At 52.6% G+C, this 20,250-nt stretch carries 18 protein-coding genes; 11 read left to right on the top strand and 7 right to left on the bottom strand.

Annotation, left to right across the window (positions count from 1 at the left end):
* Positions 1-110: 110 nt before the first annotated feature.
* The 6 genes from ABDW72_RS12665 to ABDW72_RS12640 form a co-directional block, all read right to left on the bottom strand.
* A complete protein-coding gene (locus tag ABDW72_RS12665) occupies positions 111-731 on the bottom strand; it encodes an HAD family hydrolase (protein WP_347158939.1) in 621 nt (206 codons plus the stop codon).
* 237 nt (positions 732-968) lie between these two features.
* The gene (locus ABDW72_RS12660; protein WP_347158938.1) at positions 969-2,327 is read right to left on the bottom strand and encodes an MptA/MptB family glycosyltransferase; all 1,359 of its coding nucleotides are present in this window, start codon (positions 2,325-2,327) and stop codon (positions 969-971) included.
* Positions 2,328-2,550: 223 nt separating this feature from the next.
* Positions 2,551-3,111 carry a hypothetical protein gene (locus ABDW72_RS12655; protein ID WP_347158937.1) on the bottom strand — a complete coding sequence of 187 codons (561 nt, stop codon included), beginning with the start codon at positions 3,109-3,111 and terminating at the stop codon, positions 2,551-2,553.
* Positions 3,112-3,326: 215 nt separating this feature from the next.
* The gene (locus ABDW72_RS12650; RefSeq protein WP_347158936.1) at positions 3,327-3,560 is read right to left on the bottom strand and encodes a hypothetical protein; all 234 of its coding nucleotides are present in this window, start codon (positions 3,558-3,560) and stop codon (positions 3,327-3,329) included.
* A gap of 322 nt (positions 3,561-3,882) precedes the next feature.
* Positions 3,883-5,247 (bottom strand): neutral/alkaline non-lysosomal ceramidase N-terminal domain-containing protein, encoded by a 1,365-nt coding sequence (locus ABDW72_RS12645; RefSeq protein WP_347158935.1) that lies wholly within the window; start codon positions 5,245-5,247, stop codon positions 3,883-3,885.
* A 389-nt stretch (positions 5,248-5,636) separates the two neighbouring features.
* Complete coding sequence (locus ABDW72_RS12640; protein ID WP_347158934.1) at positions 5,637-7,124, bottom strand: mechanosensitive ion channel family protein; 1,488 nt, start codon at positions 7,122-7,124, stop codon at positions 5,637-5,639.
* A 174-nt stretch (positions 7,125-7,298) separates the two neighbouring features.
* On the opposite strand from ABDW72_RS12640, the gene ABDW72_RS12635 reads away from it, so the two are divergent.
* Together ABDW72_RS12635 and ABDW72_RS12630 are read left to right on the top strand one after the other, a co-directional pair.
* Positions 7,299-9,560 (top strand): Tex family protein, encoded by a 2,262-nt coding sequence (locus tag ABDW72_RS12635; RefSeq protein WP_347158933.1) that lies wholly within the window; start codon positions 7,299-7,301, stop codon positions 9,558-9,560.
* 323 nt (positions 9,561-9,883) lie between these two features.
* The gene (locus ABDW72_RS12630) at positions 9,884-11,017 is read left to right on the top strand and encodes a PQQ-dependent sugar dehydrogenase (RefSeq protein WP_347158932.1); all 1,134 of its coding nucleotides are present in this window, start codon (positions 9,884-9,886) and stop codon (positions 11,015-11,017) included.
* Positions 11,018-11,074: 57 nt separating this feature from the next.
* On the opposite strand, the gene ABDW72_RS12625 is transcribed toward ABDW72_RS12630, so the two are convergent.
* The gene (locus tag ABDW72_RS12625; protein WP_347158931.1) at positions 11,075-11,923 is read right to left on the bottom strand and encodes a phosphatase PAP2 family protein; all 849 of its coding nucleotides are present in this window, start codon (positions 11,921-11,923) and stop codon (positions 11,075-11,077) included.
* A gap of 401 nt (positions 11,924-12,324) precedes the next feature.
* On the opposite strand from ABDW72_RS12625, the gene ABDW72_RS12620 reads away from it, so the two are divergent.
* From ABDW72_RS12620 to ABDW72_RS12580, 9 genes are all read left to right on the top strand, one after another.
* A complete protein-coding gene (locus ABDW72_RS12620) occupies positions 12,325-12,537 on the top strand; it encodes a hypothetical protein (RefSeq protein ID WP_347158930.1) in 213 nt (70 codons plus the stop codon).
* A gap of 619 nt (positions 12,538-13,156) precedes the next feature.
* The gene (gene coxB, locus ABDW72_RS12615) at positions 13,157-14,122 is read left to right on the top strand and encodes a cytochrome c oxidase subunit II (RefSeq protein ID WP_347158929.1); all 966 of its coding nucleotides are present in this window, start codon (positions 13,157-13,159) and stop codon (positions 14,120-14,122) included.
* Between the two features lie 2 nt (positions 14,123-14,124).
* Positions 14,125-15,801: a cytochrome c oxidase subunit I gene (gene ctaD / locus ABDW72_RS12610; RefSeq protein WP_347158928.1), complete on the top strand. Its 1,677-nt coding sequence runs from the start codon at positions 14,125-14,127 to the stop codon at positions 15,799-15,801.
* Positions 15,786-16,340 (top strand): cytochrome c oxidase subunit 3, encoded by a 555-nt coding sequence (locus tag ABDW72_RS12605; protein ID WP_347158927.1) that lies wholly within the window; start codon positions 15,786-15,788, stop codon positions 16,338-16,340. The genes ctaD and ABDW72_RS12605 overlap by 16 nt, the downstream gene beginning before the upstream one ends.
* Positions 16,337-17,236, top strand: coding sequence for a cytochrome c oxidase assembly protein (locus ABDW72_RS12600; protein WP_347158926.1), 900 nt, complete (start codon positions 16,337-16,339; stop codon positions 17,234-17,236). Before ABDW72_RS12605 ends, ABDW72_RS12600 begins: the two co-directional genes overlap by 4 nt.
* Positions 17,233-17,460: a hypothetical protein gene (locus ABDW72_RS12595; protein WP_347158925.1), complete on the top strand. Its 228-nt coding sequence runs from the start codon at positions 17,233-17,235 to the stop codon at positions 17,458-17,460. Before ABDW72_RS12600 ends, ABDW72_RS12595 begins: the two co-directional genes overlap by 4 nt.
* Positions 17,435-17,947, top strand: coding sequence for a QcrA and Rieske domain-containing protein (locus ABDW72_RS12590; RefSeq protein ID WP_347158924.1), 513 nt, complete (start codon positions 17,435-17,437; stop codon positions 17,945-17,947). The genes ABDW72_RS12595 and ABDW72_RS12590 overlap by 26 nt, the downstream gene beginning before the upstream one ends.
* Before the next feature lie 6 nt (positions 17,948-17,953).
* Positions 17,954-19,345 carry a cytochrome b N-terminal domain-containing protein gene (locus ABDW72_RS12585; RefSeq protein ID WP_347158923.1) on the top strand — a complete coding sequence of 464 codons (1,392 nt, stop codon included), beginning with the start codon at positions 17,954-17,956 and terminating at the stop codon, positions 19,343-19,345.
* A gap of 89 nt (positions 19,346-19,434) precedes the next feature.
* Positions 19,435-20,175 (top strand): SDR family oxidoreductase, encoded by a 741-nt coding sequence (locus ABDW72_RS12580; protein ID WP_347158922.1) that lies wholly within the window; start codon positions 19,435-19,437, stop codon positions 20,173-20,175.
* Positions 20,176-20,250: the final 75 nt, after the last annotated feature.

The following is a 20,250-nucleotide window of genomic DNA, read 5'->3' as shown; positions in this document are numbered from 1 at the left end:
AGTTGCTTGAATTCTGTTTCCGCATGTTGTTTTCGCGCCATGCAGCTCCTGCGTAATTTGATATTTGTGAGACTAACGCTAGCGCATCAACTGCAGGGGCAGTAGCAGTCTTACTGCTCATACGGTGTTATTTTGCCGTCTTTTACCAGGTACGCCTTCTTTGCCTTGTCAAGGATAGCTTCCTTGCTATCAGAGTAAGCCTCGATGATTGTAATGGAGCGGCCGTCGTAATGCTGTTCCAGGCGCTTTAGCTTTTCTTCGTCCTTGCACGCTTCTCCTTCTACTTTATAAGTATTATCGACGTAGGTTACTCTGGTCCCGGCCAGGTAATCAACCGGGTAAAGCTGAAACAGCGGCTTCACATAGAGTTCTAAACCTCCGGTGGCACAACAAATTTCAGCACCTTCTTTTTTCAAGGTATCCAGGCGGCTTTTGATCTCGTCGTTAAAGTTTTCCGGATATTCCTTTTGCCAGAACTCACGGGCATAAGTCTCCACCTGCTCGGGCGGAATGTTGTCGAGGTAGTTAAAAAAGTTCTCCTTGAATTCTGTTTGCCTGACCTGGTGCAGTTTTACCAGGAGCTTATAGTATAGCATCTGAAAGTAAAACCTGGCATTCTGCGGCTTTTTAGAGCAAACAAATTTAAAGAATTCATCTTTCGAGCTTTTGTTGTAAAAGGTACCATTCAGGTCGAAAACGACTACCTGCACTTTTCCATCCGTTTGTTCCATTATCGGCCCTGGTTGTGGTTTAGGGTAATAGTACGGTTAAGAAAAAAAAGAGGCAGGCCAAGCCCGTATTTAAATGAAGCGGTGCTGCTGTGTAACCAACTTGCCGTACTGCTGGCAAAAGAAGGAAGCGAAAATATACCATTCATCTCCAACTGCACAAGAGCCTGAATTATAGGAATGAATGAACCGGCTGCCTCAGCAAAGAACAGGCGAATGTGATCTTACAGGCTCTCTTCCTTAGCTCACCAGGTTAGCCTGCTTCCGCCGCTGGCGATATAGGTACAACTCTGCCAGCATCCAGGCAATGACCAGGCCATGTTCCAGTGCCGTCAGTAGCAAATGCTCCGCAACAGGCTGAGTATGGTAAGCAGCATAAGGTAGTATGATCAGGCCGCTCCATACGACTGCAAACCGGAAATGGCTAACGATGGTAAGTGCCAGCAGCAGCGGAATGTGCCAGGGCTGAACTGTTGTATTCAGTAATAGGCACACAGTCAGTGTGGCAGCCATATAGCCCATCAGGCGGTGCGTGGAGCCCAGCCTTTTTACCGCAGCCATCGACAAAATAGCTCCCGCTGTCGCTGCAGCAAGCAGCAATGGCAGCAGCGGCACCAACTTAGGCAAAGCCACCTGCATGGCAAGCCATCGCAGCACATAGTATAAGCTGGCATTGAAACTGGGTTGTTGGAAGTATAACGTCAGGAATTGCGCCGGATTGACAGTAGACAGCAGCGGGAAAAAGAGGCCTGCCAGCGTAAGCAGGAGCACTAGCCCAAACACCGCAAACTGCCTGGCGCTAAGGCGGCGGAGCACAAAAGGAAGAAACAGTAGCGGGAGCAGCTTGACGCCTATCGCCAGCCCGAAGGCAAGCCCTGCCGGTACTACCCGCAACTGAAACAGCAGCAGCAGGGTGAGTAACAGGAAGAAGATCAGCAACGCTTCAGTATGCAGGTTGCCGGTTAATTCAAGTATAACCAAGGGATTAAGAGCATATAGCAGCAGGTGCTTCTCGGGGACTGCCATCTTGCGCAGTAGCCGCAGGAGCAGCAGGATGCTTCCAATATCAGCCAGCACCAGCACCAGCCGGATGATTACCACACTGCCTTGCAGGTTACCGGAGGAAAGCTTCGCGCCCAGCCAACCAACTGCCAGTGCCACCGGCAGATTAGTACTGTAGGCTGCCGGTGCGATCAGGTGCCACTTCTCTGTCCTGGTGATGCCTGCCACCTGCAGCGTGTTTGGCAGCAGTGTTGCGGGCAGGTGGGCGTACGGGTTTAGGCCTGCTGCTAGTACATGACCATCCCACAAAAGTCGCAGGTAATCGAAAGAGAGGGCTGGTGTGGCAAAAAGCAGCAGCACCCGGAAGAGGATGGCTGCCGCAATGCCGTGCCAGAGGTTTATCCGGTGGTTGGTAATGTACAGGTACCCGCCGAAGCAGCAAGTAAATAACACCAGCAATAGCGTAAAACTGGTGCGTGGCGTGGCATAGCCCAGCACCATATAAGACAGCCCCGATAGCGCAAGAAGCGCATAGGCTAGCCTGTGGCGCCTGGCGGGTGCCACACGGGGAAGCGAGGGTACAGGATGTTCATACATGTGCTGCAACTATAGCCTGACAGAAGCGTGTGCCCGACGTTTTACTTCCGGTGTGCCAGGCGCTTCACTAAAGGAAAGATAAGTAATTCGCAGCAATAGTAACAGGCCGGAGCGGGTGACCTGAAAAGAAACAGAAGATTAAAATTATAGTATAACTACATGTAGAAGCCGGCAAACTCTTGCTCCAGCACCAAAACACGCATGAGTTGCTTACCGGTGTTTGTTATCTAAGCTGCAGCAGCCTCCCGTCATAGTATTCTGCCCGAATGAAGCCGTTGGTTTGGCTGTAGAGCAGGCGCTTTAGGCTACCCGTTTTGGTACTGTCCAGGTTTACTTCAAACACCTGGCTGTATGTCGTGCCGTTCAGTTCCAGGCTTGGGTACTTCGGGTTGTTCTCATCTATCTCCCAGGAGCTGTTTTTCTCTGCCGCCAGTTTAACCTCCAGGCTTTCTGGCTTTCTCACAATAAGTGTAGCCAGAGCATTATACTTGTCCTTTATGTCTTTGATGATATAGTCAGCCTGCGTATTCTGCTTATCGATACACTTCTCGTCAGGACTATAGCCGTCGGCAGGTATGGTGCCTTGAGCAACTTCTGTACAGATAAAAAAGACGGCGGCATTGCTTTCATTTAGGTAACGTATTGTGTCGCCTTGTTTGTAAGGCAACCAGGCGGTATCCTCCGGCTGTAGGGATGTGACAACGGGTGTATCGCAATTATTGCAGGAGGAGAACAGAACAGGACTTAAAAGCAGGATCAGCGCTATACGTACGGATGCTTTCATGTAATGTGACTTATGCTAGGACAGGAATATTTCTCTTCCGGAAAAACTCCTGAAAGGAGCAAAGGGTTACAGAACCCGGCACGAAGTCCTAAAACACCAGCAAGAGTACCAGCATGCGCACGGATTGATTGCCACGGTTCAAAACAAAATCCGGCCGCTTACGGAAGTATAATTTCTGTAAGCGGCCGGATTTAAGCGTTATAGCAGTCTTTCTGTTACTTTCTGACGGGAATAGGTTGTGGCTGCAGTTTTGGGCGTAGTAGCAACCAGCCCAGGATGCCGGCCAGTGTACCGGACAAAAAGGTAATCGTAAGTATAAACCAGCCATTTATGCCGCGTTGCTCTGCATCAAAGTAGACCCATGTTAGCATAAGCCCCAAAAGCAGCAGGTATATTACCAGTAAGGTTAGGAAAATTATATTCGGTAACGTAAATAGTGTCGCTTCCATCTCTTTTCGTCTTTAATATTCACATCCATACTACCTGTACAGGTACAATTAATTAAACCCCTATTCCGATACTTTTGTTTAGTATTTTATAAAGATAATAATTGCGATAGTAGGTTTTGTTATACTATGTAGTTGTATTATTCTAAAATTGTATAATCAGGCACTTTATGAACAGGAGGAACAAACCTTTCTAGGCATGTGAAATTTACATCCCAAGCTGCGTCAGAACACTTTTTCTGTCAGCGGCAGTAGCAAAGCGAGGCAGGTTCCAGGTACTTCCTTTAAGGTATAAGGCAGCCCTTGTAGCGGTGCTGTATCAGACTCACCGCCGCTGGTGAGCAGGGCGATGCTGTTGCAGGAGTTGCAGCAGTACTGCTGTAACATAATTGCCGGCAAGCGGACCATAGAAATTCATGGCACGCACCTCATACTTGTGCAGTGCATAATGTTCTTCCGGAACCAGATACCCAACATAGCCGCCGTTGAAGCCTGTTAGCAGCACATGCTGTTGTTGTCGGGCAACCTGCGCTTCCAGGAGCGGCATAAATTCGCCGGAATAATCGGCAGGTACATCCAGCAGCACCATATCTCCCAGCTGCAGCGCGTTAACAGCAGCGGGGTACCTGCCAAAGAAAGTATAGAACAGAGCCGGTGCGAAGCGCTTATGGTCGCCGATGCGCCACTGCGGATCTGGCAGCAGGAGCGGCACCCGGCTGTAGCCCAGGGTAGCGGTATAGGCCATCGGAGTTGCTGCCATCTGTTGTGTGACAGCTTGGGCAAGTTGCTGGCCTACTTGCCGGGTGCTGGCAAAGGTGTCGCCGGTATATACTGCCTGGTGGCTGCCTACCGCACCCGCAGCAAAAGCAGCAAAATCTACCTGCTCCTCCAGGGCATCCACCAACGCACCAGGGTAATCGCGCGAAAGTATAGGTTGCATAGAAGGCAGGATAGTAGGGTGGGCAGCGAAGGTGCAAAATACAGCGGTGCGGCCGGATGCTTGCTCAAACCGAATAAAACGCAGGGTAGAATCGAGGTTAATGCGCGAGCCGGTAAGGCGGTTCTGTACCAGGTCCGGTACACTTACCTGCCCGTAGCCAATACGCGTAGGCTGCAGCTGTTGCTGCGCGAGCCGGATGCTTTGCAGGATGTGCTCTACCGTTTGCCGCACGACAGCCTTGTTATACTTGCCCGCCATTAACCGACCGGCCAGCTTCTTCTGCCAGCCGCCGAAACTAGTGTGACTGTGGGTGGCGGTGAGGTATACTTGTTCCGGACCTAGTCCCAACTTGGGGTATGCCTGCTCCAGTTGCGCCGCCACGCGCATCGGCACGATCAGCATATCTACTGCTACCAGGAATGCGGTGTGGGAGCCATTGTTGAAAGCAAACGTGCGCACCCAGGCCGAGTCGTGGACCTGCTCGTAGCGCATGCCGCGCCGTTTGCCATAGCCTGCCAGCGGTGTGCCCACAGGCGGTGTAATGTTCACCTTTGCCCAGCCCACCTGCAGCGTATCGCCTTCAAGATAACCAGAGTCTGTGTTTTGCAATTGGTGCAAAGTGGCCTGGTAGTAGCTGGATTGTGCAAAAGGTTTTTCATCCAGGGGCCGTACCACGCAGCTTTGGCAAAACAGCCCAAGCCCGGCCAGGTAAAACAGCAGGATCGTATGGTAGCGGTGAGATCTCAACAAGGCGAAAGTACAAAATAGCAGCAACACCAGAAAACAGGTAAGTACTACAACGCAGCTTAAGTCTATACCTAAACTGATATATTCTGAGGTTTACATAAACCACTCCTTTGTTGCATGCGTAAACTAAACTATGATATGGTGGCTGATAATATTGTGTTTCATTGCTGCTTCCGCTTTCTGGCTGCTTTTTCAGCCGGAGAGTTTTAGAGCATACTTTCTCCGGTTTCGCGCACGGCGCAGGCACTGGCGTATCCAACGAAAACGCCGTAAAGCTGCTTGCCATCCGAAACTTGTTGCCGGAACAAAGTAAGTATCTGCAGTGCTAGCTTAGCGAGGTATAGCGCACGAGTCTATACTTCCGCTTCTCTTTGTGCCTGACCATTGCACCTTCAGTTCTGCATCTGCTCCATGTTAGGGTATAAGCCGGATGCATAGCCATGGCGCAGAAACTGCAGGCTGCGCACATCATCGGCGGCAGGCATCTCAAACACCTCCAGGTCAAAATACCGTACAGCTGCCAGCAAATGGTCGAAAATATCAGCCATGATCAGCTCGTAACGCTCCCAGCGTACTTCATTCGTAAACACATACAGCTCTATCGGCATGCCTGTGGTGGTGGGCTCCAGCTGCCGCACCATCATGGTCATCTGCTTGTGCGTAAACTCGTGCTGGGCAATATAGGCATCGATATATTTCCGGAAAACGCCCACATTGGTGAGGCTGCGGCCGTTGATGAGCAGGCTTTTGTCGATGTCCTTCCGCTCATTATAAGCGCTGATCTCCTGCTGTTTCTGCGCCAGGTAGCCGCTAATAAGCTGTATTTTGCTAAAGCGTTCGATATCAGCATCAGACAAATAGCGGATGCTGGAGATTTTGATGTGAATAGAGCGTTTAATGCGTCGGCCGCCGGCCCTCTGCATGCCGCGCCAGTTCTTGAACGAATCAGAAATAAGGTAATATGTAGGGATGGTGGTGATGGTCTTGTCGAAGTTCTGCACCTTTACCGTCGTCAGGTTGATCTCGATCACGTCGCCATCTGCCCCATACTTCTCCATCGTGATCCAGTCGCCGATGCGCACCATGTCGTTGCTAGAAACCTGGATGCTGGCAACAAAACCAAGTATGGTATCTTTAAACACCAGTAAAAGAATGGCCGAGGCCGCGCCCATCGCCGTCACAAAAGCCCACACCGACTTGCCCGTCAGTAAGGAGAAGATGAGCAGGCCGCCGATGAAGTATAGCGCAATCACAAATACCTGTACAAAGCTTTCCACGGGCTTGCCGCGGAAGGTCTCCTTCGTTTTCATGTAGTCTTTGCAGGTGCGCAGAAAAGCTTGTGCCGTCCACATGCCCAGCAGCACCGTGTATACATCCGTGAGTCGCCGCAGGAGCAGCATCCACCCCGGAAAAGCGTAAAAGATGATAGGTAGCGCCTGCACTACCATAATCAGCGGTACGACCTGGGCCAGGTATACCAGCACTTTGTTCTGAATGAGGTAATCGTCGAACTTGGAAGCTGTTTTGCCCGCCAGCTTTTGAGCCGAGCCAACCAGCAGCTTTTTGGTGATCACCTTACAGGTATACATCAGCAGCAGCAGGAGTGCCAGCAGCGCGAGCATGTTCAGGTAGGTAGCCGTTTGGGCGGGCACGCCCAATTTTACCAGCTGGTGGTAAGCCCAATGGTTGAGCTGGTTTTTAAGAAAGGCAATTTTCATGGAAATATGATATACTTCGTGCGGCACCGCAAAGGTAGGAAGTATAAACAGAGAAGTAAACGTTTGAAGTATAAGTTCTTTCGTTAAAGCACTTTCGTCGGGAGGGCAGCAACGCAAGCCAGTTTTATACTTGCCTGATTTGCCAATGTAGGTTATTTGCAAGGCAACTTGTTTCCGGGTTTGGGCAATAAGCCTTAAATTTGACGTTCAGAATATCCGTAACAACGCATAACAGCATGAACGTGGAGGCGAAGTGCAGGGTCTGGTATAGCACCATGTATATGTAACGTCATTTCTTTCGCCTTTCTTCTTTTGTCTACAGTCCTTTAAACTATAATGGAACCAAATCTAGAACACTTATTGAAGATTGCCTCGGAGCTTTCTATCACCATCAAGCAAGTAGAGGCCACGGCCACACTGCTGGACGAGGGAGCGACCGTACCCTTTATTTCCCGTTACCGCAAAGAAGCAACCGGCTCACTCGACGAAGTACAGATTGCCGCTATCCGCGACCGCATGGAGCAGTTGCGTGAGCTGGACAAGCGCCGCGAGAGCATCCTCAAATCCATCCGCGACCAGGAGAAGCTGATGCCGGAGCTGGAGGCGCAAATTATGGCTGCCGAGACAATGGCCGCTTTGGAAGACATCTACCTGCCTTACAAACCCAAGCGCCGCACCAAAGCCACCATCGCCCGCGAGAAAGGGCTGGAGCCGCTGGCCGAGCGAATTTTTCAGCAGGAGAACTTTGATGTGGAGGCAGAGGCAGCCAATTTTATCTCCGAAGAAAAAGAGGTAAAAGACACCGCCGAAGCCCTTGCCGGAGCGCGCGACATTATGGCGGAGTGGATGAACGAGAACGCCGAAGCACGCGCCACCATGCGCCAGTTATTCGAGAAGAATGGTGTGTTCAAGAGCCGTGTGATGCTGGGCAAGGAGGAAGAAGGCCAAAAGTTTAAAGATTACTTTGAGTGGGAGGAGCCGATTGAGAAAGCGCCTTCGCACCGTGTGCTGGCTATGCGCCGTGGCGAAACAGAGATGGTGCTCATGCTGAGCGCCCAGCCAGATGAAGAGCTGGCACTGGCGAAGCTGGAAAGCCTGTTTGTGCAAGGCCATAATGCGGCTTCGGAGCAGGTGCGGCTGGCGGCAAAAGACTGCTACAAGCGCATGCTCAAGCTAAGTATGGAAACCGAAGTGCGCCTGAGCTCTAAGCGGCGTGCTGACGAAGAGGCTATCCGCGTATTTGCTGATAACCTGCGCCAGTTGCTGCTCTCTTCGCCGTTAGGCCAGAAAACTGTGCTGGCGTTGGACCCGGGCTTTAGAACCGGCTGCAAGCTGGTAGTGCTCGACAAACAGGGCAAGCTGCTGCACAACGAAACCATTTACCCGCACACTGGCCAGCACAAGGCACAGGAGGCGGGGCAGGAGGTAAAATACCTGGTGAGCCGCTTCGAGGTAGAAGCCGTGGCGATTGGTAATGGCACCGCCAGCCGCGAAACCGAAACATTTGTGCGCAGCTTAGGCCTGCCAACCTCCGTGCAGGTGGTGATGGTGAACGAAAGCGGCGCCTCCATTTACTCAGCTTCTGACGTGGCCCGCGAGGAGTTTCCGGACTATGATGTGACGGTGCGCGGCGCCGTTTCCATTGGTCGCCGCCTAATGGACCCGCTGGCGGAGTTGGTGAAGATAGACCCGAAAAGCATTGGCGTGGGCCAGTACCAGCACGATGTGGACCAATCAGCCCTGAAGCATACGCTGGATGACGTGGTGATGAGCTGCGTAAATGCCGTGGGTGTGGAAGTAAACACCGCCAGCAAGCAGTTGCTAACCTACGTGTCCGGTTTGGGCCCGGCGCTGGCGCAGAATATTGTGGAGTATCGTAACCAGAATGGCCCTTTTAAAACACGCACTGAGCTGAAGAAAGTAGCGCGCCTGGGCGACAAAGCGTTTGAGCAGGCAGCCGGCTTCCTCCGCATCCGCGACGCGAAAAACCCGCTCGATGCCTCCGCGGTGCACCCCGAAAGCTACCCGATCGTGGAGCAGATGGCCAGTGACCTAGGCGTAAGCGTGCAGGACCTGATGCAGAAGGACGAGTTGCGCAAGCAGATCAACCTGAAAAAGTATGTCACAGAAACAGTAGGTCTGCCGACGCTGCAGGATATCGTGAGCGAACTGGCCAAGCCGGGCCGCGACCCGCGCCAGACGTTTGAAGCTTTCAGCTTTACCGAAGGTGTGAACGAGATCAAAGACCTGCGTGCTGGTATGAAGCTGCCGGGCATCATTACCAACATTACGGCCTTCGGTGCCTTCGTGGACCTCGGCGTTCACCAGGACGGCCTGGTACATGTGAGCCATTTATCAGACCGCTTCGTGAGCAATCCGCATGAAGTGGTAAAAGTGGGGCAGAAGGTAGAGGTGACGGTGCTGGAGGTAGACGAGAGCCGCAAGCGCATCTCGCTGAGCATGAAAGGCGACCCTGCTGCTGCCAAGCCGGCCGGAGGTGGTAACCGCAACGCGAAAGGTGACCGCAAAGGAAAAGAAGAAGAACCGCTGGATGATTTTCAGGCAAAGCTGGCCAAACTAAAAGGAATGTTTAAGTAAGCTATTAGAAGTAGAATAAAAAGGCAGCCGGGTATCGGCTGCCTTTTTTGTTGGCGCAAGGTATAGGTAAGCCGCGGGTGCACGCTTTAAAGGCGGCAAACTACACAGCATCTAGGCAGTAGCGGAGCGCACAATTGCAAGCACACTTAGCAAGCAGCTCCACAGCATTTCAGCTGTCTTTCAAAGCCTTGTTCTGAACATCTGCCATACTAAACTGTATTTTATGGAAGAAAACAGGCTGCTGCCGTATAAGTAGCTGAAATGCAGCTCGCCGGGTGCAGCTAGCAGCAAGTATAAATTCACTACTAAAAACTCCGCATAGCATGATAAAACGATCCCTCCACTGCCTTTTTATTGCCTTTTTCCTGCTGCTGCAGGCGTGCATGGCGCAGGCACAATATACTTTAAAAGAAGCTTTTGACGGACAGGAGTTTAACAATATGACCGAACTGGTCTCCGAAGGCACGCATCCGTACCTGATTGCCCAGGAAGGACAGATTTACAAGCTGAAAAATAGCAGCAAAGCGCTCTTTCTCGATATCAAAGACAGGGTGGTAGCAGGAGGCGAACGGGGGCTGCTGGGGCTTGCCTTTCACCCGGACTTCCAGAAGAACGGCTATTTTTATGTGAACTATACCGCCGGTAAACCACTGCACACCCGTATTTCGCGGTTTACGGCCAAGCCGGGGAGTTCCACAGCCGTAGACCCGTCTAGTGAAGTGGTACTACTGACCTACGAACAGCCGTACAGCAACCACAACGGGGGCAAAATAGCTTTCGGGCCGGACGGCTATTTGTACATCGGCGTTGGCGATGGCGGCAGTGGCGGCGACCCGCACAACAATGCCCAGGATCGCACCAAACTGCTTGGTAAAATTTTACGGATAGACGTGAACAAGACCTCCGGCAGCCGCAAGTATGGCATCCCGGCAGATAACCCTTTTGTTAACAACAAGCAGGGCTTTAAAGAAGAGATTTACGCCTATGGCATGCGAAACCCCTGGAAGCTAAGTTTTGACTCTAAAACGGGTATGCTGTGGGCAGGTGATGTGGGGCAGGATGAAATAGAAGAAGTAGACCTGATCCGGAAAGGAGGAAATTATGGGTGGCACATTATGGAAGGAACCGCCTGCTATGAACCATCCAAAAACTGCGACCAGACAGGGCTGCTATTGCCCGTGCACGAGTACACGCATGCGCAGGGATCATCGGTAACGGGCGGCTATGTATACCGGGGCAAAAGCATATCAGCGCTGCAGGGCAAGTATATTTACGCCGATTATGTAAGCGGCAAAGTATGGGCACTTGCTTTTGATAAGAACGGGAAAGAGGTGCAGAACACCCTGTTGCTGACAACGGACTTTCCAATCTCATCTTTTGGTATCGACCAGAACGGGGAACTGCTGGTGCTGCAGTATGGCAGCGAAGGAAAGATATACCGCTTAGCCGGAAAGTAGTGTTGAAGCACTTTCCATTTTAACAGCAGCGCAGCCTCTACTAAGGCTGCGCTGCTGTTAAAAGATAAGCGTAGCGTTGAGGCTGCCGGACCGGAGACTTAACTGCGGTGTGAGTAAAAGGCGTTGTCGCCGGGTAGTCATTTTCTGATCTACAATATCATACAGGTAATTCACACCTTTAGCTGACAGATAACCTATGGCAGCGCCCGCCATCACATCCGTGGCCCAATGGGCATTGTCGTTGATGCGGGACATGCCGACAAGCGTAGCCACGCCATAGGCAATGGGGGCAACATACTGCCGGTCGCTGTACACTGTAGCAAGCGAGGTGGCCATAGCAAAAGCTGCCGTTGTATGCGCTGAAGGCAAAGACTTATTTTCCTGTTCGGTAATGGGGCCGTCGAAGAGGTGGTTCTCAGTGGTGGAGCTGGGCCTGTGCCGGTGGAAAGTATCTTTGAGTGTGCTCGTAACGCCGGCGCTGACCAGGATGCTGCCAAGGGATACAGCACCTAGTTTTTCCAGCTTCTGATCTTTTAATACAAGGCCCCCGGCCAGTGCTGCCACCGCCACAGGCGTCAGATAAGCCGAATGCCCTAGCGGCTCCACGACCTTGGAAATGGCATCGGCCACAGCGCACTGATGACTTTGAGAGAATTGCTGCAGCGGCTCATCTACCAGCGCAAATGTAGCGGTCCAGACGCCCGCACCTACTGCCACAAGGGCTGCTTTGTGCATAAAAGGCCGCACAGACTTGTTAGCAAACGGGCCGTAAGGAACAGCCTGTAAAGGCGCGGCTACAAAAGGGGCCGTTGTGCTGGGGGCAGCAGAATCCGGGACAGCTTCAACTACCTGCGCGTTTGCCCGCAGCTGAAATACAAGGAGCCAGGCAACAAAAATATACTTCATGGAAACGAGCTAAAAATCAGTTTGCGTAAAGTTGAAGTAACACAGGTTAAGCAGCTAAAAGCTACTACACTTGCGGTAAGAAAAGTTAAAGAATAAAAAGCTCCTTTAAAAGCATGCGGTTTAAGTTTATGATATTTTCAGCAAACACAAAGATACTATATCGGGCAGATAGGCGCAGAGCAACCTAGGTCAGGTATAAACTTGCTTCCAAGTATACGGAGCGTTGTCTCTGCACAAGCCGTCAGATTCTGGTGCAAGCGGTGCACGAGAGCAACACAAGGTGCTAACAGACAGTTCAATTCTTTTATTCAGGAGCAGGATTGTAGTATAGGGAGAAGAATTTTCCTTTCGTCTTGTATAGATAAAATATAATATATTATATTTGCTATGCTTACAAAGAGATGATGAAAAAAAGACTACTCATTTTAGTGGTTGTGGCAGTCGGCATGGCTTTCACAGACTTTAACAAGCACCTGATTTACCGGTCCGATAGCAACGCAATGGCGCATAGCGCTGAAGGCGAGAAGTTAAGCAAAATAGCTTCTATGGGAACAGCAGAGGCAACTGAAAGCAGGCAGGCAAAAAGCAATGCCCTGGCTCTGACTAAACAGTAGCATACTCCCGATATACATGCAGTTGCGCAAATCGGGAAGGCGCCACGCCCGGCTGGACCGCTGCAAACAAAGTGAAAAGCGGAACAGCTGCAGTTTTTGTAAACCATAGAAGCATAGAATACTTCATCCGCAGGTATAGCTTGGCTATCAATTGAAAGGCTACAGCATAATATACCCGTAGCCGCGAATGCATCCACACATCGCCTTCCTTTACGTTTGCTGCACAAGTCTGTAGACAGCTTCACTCCATCATCCACCCGCACGATAGATTTTTAGTATAGCCCCATTAAGGGTATAAGCAGTATTATCCTCCACCTTATTCTGTCGCATAAGTTCTCCCCAGTTGTTATCGCTTCTCAGTTGTGTTTCTCAGCAGGACTATAAACGGCTTCCTATTACAGCGATTCATGCCCTTATACTTAGCAGGGATACAAAACAAAGGCTTCAGGAAGTCACTACATTACTTTTAAGCGAAATGCCATTCATTTTACAACCTTTATCTGGCAGCTTGGTAAAATAAGCAGACACTGCAGCAGCAGGAGCAGCACCGGACTTTAAGAGCGGCAGCCTGTCCTCCTAACACCGCAGAACGCGAATAAGTAAGAAAGCAAAAGCCCGCATGACGACAGGTCTTCTACATTTTGATTCTATTTTCTTACCCCTTTCCATCTTCAGCGCTGCCTCCACCGAGGCACAGCACATCACTACTCTCACAAACTGGTTTCTAGTTGCGGCCGGCTTTATCCTGCTGGTGGTTACAGTCCTGCTGATCTATGTTGTTATCAAGTTTAAAGCGAAACCCGGCGACCCGGAGCCCAAACAGGTAGGAAATAACAGGAAAGTAGAAGCCGCGATGATCGGAGTTCCTTTTCTGATGGTAACCGGCTTTTTTATCTATACAATTAACGTGATGCAGGAAGTGCATCCGGCCGCAGAAATTGAGCAGCCCGATGTGGTGGTAACGGGGCACCAATGGTGGTGGGAAGCCAGCTATCCGGGCACCGGGGCCATCACAGCAAACGTCATACATGTGCCGGTTAACAAGCGGGTGCTGCTGCAGTTTTCCTCCTCCGATGTCATCCACGACTGGTGGGTACCGGAGCTGGGTCCAAAGATGGATATGATGCCCGGTAAAAAGACACACCTGTGGCTCAATATAAACAAGCCAGGCATATACGAAGGCGCCTGCAGCGAATTTTGTGGCGAACAACACGCCTGGATGCGCATCCGGGTGGTCGCCCAGAATTGGGACGATTACCAGCTGTGGCTACAGCAAAAAGACCAGCCGGCGCAGGAGCCAACCAGTGCCGTAGCCTTACGAGGCAAAGCCATTTTTAACCGTGCTACCTGCGGCAACTGCCACGCCATTCGCGGCACAGTGGCGCAGGGACAGGCCGGCCCCGACCTCACGCACTTTGCCAGTCGCCCGGTCATGTTGGCTGGTATGATGCCTACCACGCCGGACAACCTGCGGGAGTGGCTTACCAACCCGCAGGCCGTGAAGCCGGGAGCGCATATGCCGCGCTTCATTTTTGAACAGGATTCTATCAACGCCCTTGTGGCCTACATCTCAGGATTAAAATAAGTATGGGAAAACTACGCATACCGGAACCGGAAACCGCCCTACCCGGCGTAGAGCTGGAAGATAGCCAGGGACTGCTGCAGTGGATTTCCTCCGTTGACCATAAGCAGATCGGGATCATGTACCTGTGGATGGCGCTGTTCTTTTTGCTGCTGGGTGGTTTGGGTGCGCTGCTGATGCGCGTGCAACTGGCTGTGCCCCGTAACGACCTGCTCAGCCCGGAGATGTACAACCAGATCTTCACGATGCACGGCACCACCATGATCTTCTTGGTGGCAACGCCGGCTATACTTGGTTTTTCTGTGTACCTCACGCCGCTGATGATCGGGGCCAACGACATGGCGTTTCCGCGTCTCAACGCCTTCAGCTTCTGGATCGCGCTGTTTGGTGGTTTCCTGCTTTACTTCAGCTTTTTTGCAGGGGGTGCCCCCGATGCCGGCTGGTTCAATTATGCCCCGCTCAACCAACGGCCTTATTCTCCCAGCCCTGGCATCGACTATTACTGCATTGGCCTGCTGCTGGCCGGCACCGGCACGGTAAGCACGTCTGTTAATTTAGCGGTCACGATCCTGAAAATGCGGGTGCCGGGTATGGGGCTGCGCAAACTACCTGTTTTCGTGTGGATGGTGCTCATCAACTCGTTCTTGGTGCTGGCCTCTTTCCCCTCGCTGAATGCGGCGCTAGCCATGCTGCTACTCGACCGGCAGCTGCAGGCGCACTTTTTTGATAACATCGGAGGCGCTTCTTCGCTGTTGTGGCAGCACCTGTTCTGGCTGTTTGGCCACCCAGAAGTATACATTCTCATCCTGCCCGCTTTTGGCGTGCTATCAGAGGTGTTCCAGGTATTTTCGCGCAAGCCGATCTTTGGCTATGCTTTTGTGGTGGGCTCCGGTGTGGCCATTGCGCTGCTGGCTTTTGGCGTGTGGATTCACCACATGTTCGCTACCGGGCTGGGCCTCACCGTCTACGGATTTTTCTCGGCCAGTAGCTTGCTCATCGGCATCCCGACGGGTGTGAAGATCTTTAACTGGCTGGGTACCATGTGGGGCGGCTCTTTGCGCTTTACTACGGCCATGCTATTTGCCTGTGCTTTTCTGGTGGAGTTCACCATTGGCGGCCTGAGTGGCGTTTCCTTTGCCATTGTGCCCATCGACTGGCAGCTGACGGATACCTACTACGTGGTGGCGCACCTGCACTATGTGTTTGTGGGCGGCAGTTTATTTGGGCTGCTGTCCGGCCTGTTTTATTGGTTTCCGAAGATGAGCGGCCGCATGATTCCTGAGAAGCAGGGCAAAATTTTCTTCTGGCTTTTTGTGATTGGCTTCAACGCCACTTTCCTCATCCAACACGCCTTAGGCACGATTGGTATGCCGCGGCGCGTCTATACGTACCCGGACTTGCCGAACTATACCTGGATGAACATGCTCTCCACGGTGGGGGCTTTCCTGATGGGCTTCTCGGTTTTATACTTAGGATACATCATCTATAAAGCCATTAAGAGCGGAAAGCAAGCACCGGACGATCCCTGGAATGCCTATACCCTGGAATGGATGACCACCTCGCCACCGCAGCTACAGAATTTTGAGGAAGTGCCGCCCATCAAAAGCTTCCGGCCCCTGCGCGACCTGAAGCAGGAAGACCCGAACTGGCAATTAAAAGACGACCCATGGAAAATAGACTGATGATGTTTCTGGTGATTGGCACGGAGGCAATTTTCTTCCTGTCGCTGATCTTTGGCTTTGTATACTTTGCTTTTGAACCGGGCTACGACAGCCAGGCCTGGCAAATGCTGAATTTGAAATCGACCGGCATTTTTTCGCTGCTGCTTTTTGCGAGCAGCTTCACCTTCTGGCGTGCGGAGAAGAACTATAAAAAACGAGAAATAAAGCGGCTGAAGGGTTGGCTGTTTGCCACGATTGCGCTGGGTGTGATCTTCCTCTTTGGGCAGGGCAAAGAATACTGGAGCCTGCTGCACGAGCACCTCACCATCAGCAAAAACACGTTTGGCACCAGCTTTTATACCCTCACCGGTTTTCATGGGCTGCACGTGCTCCTTGGCCTGGTGATTTTAGGTGTTGTGCTAAAGCTAGCTGCTGCCGGCGATTTTGACGAGCCGGACTCTACCGTGATCAGCACCGTAGGCATTTACTGGCATTTTGTAGATGTGGTGTGGGCGGTGGTGTTTACGGTCGTATACATTTTACCAAGGGTACTGCTATGAAAGAACTGTTGTTAACTACCTCATTTGCTGGCATTCCGCTTTGCGGGGCGGCTACGGCGGCCGGCAGCATCTGGGGCAACTGGCTGCTGGATCCGGGCGTGTTGCTGCTCTTTATTGCGATTAGCGGGTTATACTTCCTGCTGTCGGGAGGCAAGTGGCAAAAAGGAGCCGGCCTATACTTTGCCGGATTGATTTTGATGCTGCTGGTGCAATCCTCGCCGCTGCACTTCCTGGCGATGCACTACCTGTTCAGCGCGCACATGGTCGGCCATATTGTTTTGCTATTGCTATGTGCGCCCCTGTTGGTGCTGGGCCTGCCGCAACAGCCAGGTGCAAAGGCCGGACGCGCAATGACAGGTATATCCGAGGTGCTCTCGCACTGGCCGTGGCTGGGCTGGCTTTGTGGCATTGGTGTGATGTGGTTCTGGCATATACCGGCCGTGTTTGATACGGCCTTTCCGGCGACGCAGGCAACTGCGTTTAGTATGGTGCCCGTGCTGCACGTGGGCAGTCTGTTGCTGGCGGGTATGCTGTTTGCCTGGCCGCTACTGGGGCCCTTGCCGGAGCAGCGGATCAATCCGCTGGTGGGGGTAGTATACTTGTTTACGGCCTGCGTGGGCTGCTCGCTGCTGGGCCTGCTCATCACCTTTGCGCCACTGGGCATCTATCACCACTACCTGAGCATTGATCCCTTCGGCTTTGCCAGCCAGATCCGCAATGGCTGGGGCATCACCACCGAAGCAGACCAACAGGCGGCAGGCCTGATCATGTGGGTACCCTGCTGCTTTATTTACCTGAGCGGCTCCCTTTACCTGCTCCATACCTGGCTCACAGCCAAAGAGGGGCAGCGGCCGTGGCAGCGCAGTACCTATAACCTGGAAGGAGAGAACGTATGAATCAGCAGCAACAGCAAGCGCCGCAGAAGTGGGTGAAGGCGCAGCCACAAGAGCTTCCCAAACCCACGTACTATCCGTTTTTCCTGGCACTGGGACTCGTTTTCCTGAGCTGGGGCATCTTAGCCGGCTGGATCATCAGTCTGGCCGGGTTCATCATCACCGTTATCGCCTTAACCGGCTGGATAAACATACTACGATATGAAGCAAAAAGAAACAGGCGCTGAAGAAAGCCGCCGTCGTTTTTTGATGAAACTAAGTTTAGGCGCCGCTAGTCTGGCGGCAGCGGCAGCGGGCATCCCGGTTATCGGTGCCCTGTTCTCGCCCTTGGTGGGGAAAGCGCGGCAAACCTGGCGGAACGTGGGAGCGCTCAGCGACTTTGCCGTAGAGTCCACGAACTTAGTGACCTATGAAAATCCGAACCCAGAGGCCTGGGCGGGTGTAACGGCCCACTCGGCGGCCTGGCTGCGGCGTGACTCGGAAACGGAATTTATAGCTTTCTCCGTAAACTGCACGCACCTGGGTTGCCCCGTGCGCTGGGAGAAAAGTGCCGAGCTGTTTATGTGCCCCTGCCACGGCGGCGTGTACTACAAAGACGGTACCGTAGCGGCTGGCCCTCCCCCCAAGAGCCTGGTACAGTATGCCGTACGGGTAAAAAAAGGCCAGGTGCAGATCCGCACGGCCCCGCTACCGCTCACCAATATCAGCGCTTAACTGCTTATGGGTAACCTAAAAAAGATAGGCCACTGGCTCGACGACCGCACTGGCTTTTCCGATACCATCCTGCCGGTACTCAAGCACCCGGTGCCGCCCAATGCCAAATGGAGTTATGTGTTTGGCAGTGCCACCCTTTTCTGTTTCATGCTGCAGGTAGTTACGGGTATCGGCCTGGCGCTCCTCTATCAGCCTTCTTCCGAAGAGGCCTTTCAATCGCTGCAGTTTATTACCAACCAGGCCACCATGGGCAACGTGCTTCGGGGCATCCATTATTTCGGTGCCTCAGGTATGATCCTGCTGGTGGGTGTGCACATGGTGCGCGTTTACATCACGGCCTCGTATAAATATCCGCGCGAGATGAGCTGGATCAGTGGCGTGTTCCTGCTGCTCTTTACCGTCACGATGGGCTTTACAGGACAGCTGCTCCGCTGGGACTCCAATGGCGTATGGTCGGCGGTGGTGGCGGCAGAGCAATTGGGGCGCGTCCCGCTGATCGGCACCACGCTGGCCCGCCTCCTGATTGGGGGCGATACGCTGGGGGCACAGTCGCTGAGCCGCTTCTTTGCCTTCCACGTGTTTATTTTTCCGGGGCTGATCTTTCTGTTTGTGGGCTTCCACCTGCAGCAGGTACTGCGCAACGGCATCTCGGAGCCACCCAAAGCGGGCCGCCTGGTAGACCCGAAAACCTACCGCCAATGGTATCAGAACATGCTCGACAAAGTAGGACGCCCTTTCTGGCCGGATGCTGCCTGGCGCGACACCATTTTTGGTGCGGCCGTGATTTTGGTGATTGTGGCCCTGGCGGTCATTTATGGGCCGCCGGAGCTCACGCAGCCACCCGATCCTACCCTGGTGCACACTACCCCGGCACCCGACTGGTACATGCTGCCCATCTTTGCCCTGTTTGCCCTGATGCCGCCAAACATTGAATCGTACGTCATCTTTATCGGGCCGCTTTTAACGATCGGGGCGCTGTTTGCTTTGCCGCTGCTCTCCAACAAAGGCGAGCGCAGCCCCAAACGGCGGCCCTGGGCGGTGGTTATTGTCGTGTGCGTGGCCATCTTTATGGTTAGTTTATTAACGATTGGATTTAAAGCCCCCTGGTCGCCAAAGTTTGAAACGACGCCCATTGCTCAGCTGAAGCCTGAACCCAAGGACCCGGTTTTAGCACATGGCATGCATCTGTTTTACCAGAAAGGCTGCCAGTACTGCCACCGTATAGATGGCGAAGGCGGCATCACCGGCCCCAACCTGAGCAACGTAGGCCGCAACTGGACCGAACAGCAGCTGATGATACAGATCGTGAATGGCGGCGACGACATGCCGGCCTATGGCGGTATGCTGACAAACGACGAACTGCACGCGCTGGTAGCCTATCTGAAAGCACAGCAGTAAAGGAAAAGAGAAGAAGTAATTCTGAAACCAGCCGGGGCAGTAGTTTGCATGCTGCTTTCGGGAAGTATTAAAGTATAAACTTGAGTGAAATGAATTTAGCAGGAAATACCATCTTAGTGACCGGTGGCGCATCAGGCATAGGGCTGGCGCTGGCGGAGCGGTTTTTAAAGGCAGGCAGCGAGGTAATTATTTGCGGCAGGCGGGAAGATAAGCTCAACGAGGCGCAGCAAAAGCATCCCCAACTGCACACGCGGGTGTGCGATGTGGCGCAGGCCTCGGAGCGGGTGGCGCTGGCCAAGTGGCTGGAGCAGGAGTTTCCGAACCTGAACGTGCTCATTAATAATGCCGGCATACAGCGCCGCGTGCAAGTGGCCGAGATCGGGGAGGAGTGGGCGGAGCACCAGCAGGAGATCGCTATTAATGTGGAGGCTCCTGTTCACTTGTCGGCCCTGTTGCTGCCGTTACTCAAGCAGCAGCCAACGGCTTATATTATGAACGTGACCTCAGGACTGGCCTTTGTGCCCGGTTCTTTTGCCGCCATTTACAGCGCAACCAAAGCATTCATGCACTCTTTTACCATGTCGCTGCGGTATCAACTAAAGAAAACAAGTATAAAAGTGATTGAAATAGTGCCGCCTGCCGTGAATACTGATTTGGGCGGCGCCGGCCTGCATACTTTTGGCGCCCCGCTAAATGCGTTTGCCGACGCCATGATTGAAGGCATTGCCAACGGAGAGCAGGAGATTGGCTTTGGCTCCTCCAACACAAACCGCACCGCCTCCCGCGAAGAAATAGATGCTATCTTCGAGCAAATGAATAGCCGCTTTTAGGCATTAGAAAAATATAAAGGCAGAAAAAAGGGGCAGCTGAACGTATCAGCTGCCCCTTTTTAGTTTCAGGTATGG

The organism is Pontibacter chitinilyticus (genome assembly GCF_039748935.1).
GTDB classification, from domain to species: Bacteria; Bacteroidota; Bacteroidia; order Cytophagales; family Hymenobacteraceae; genus Pontibacter; species Pontibacter chitinilyticus.
Note: the sequence above shows the minus strand (reverse complement) of the source record. Positions and strands in the feature narration are given on the sequence as shown.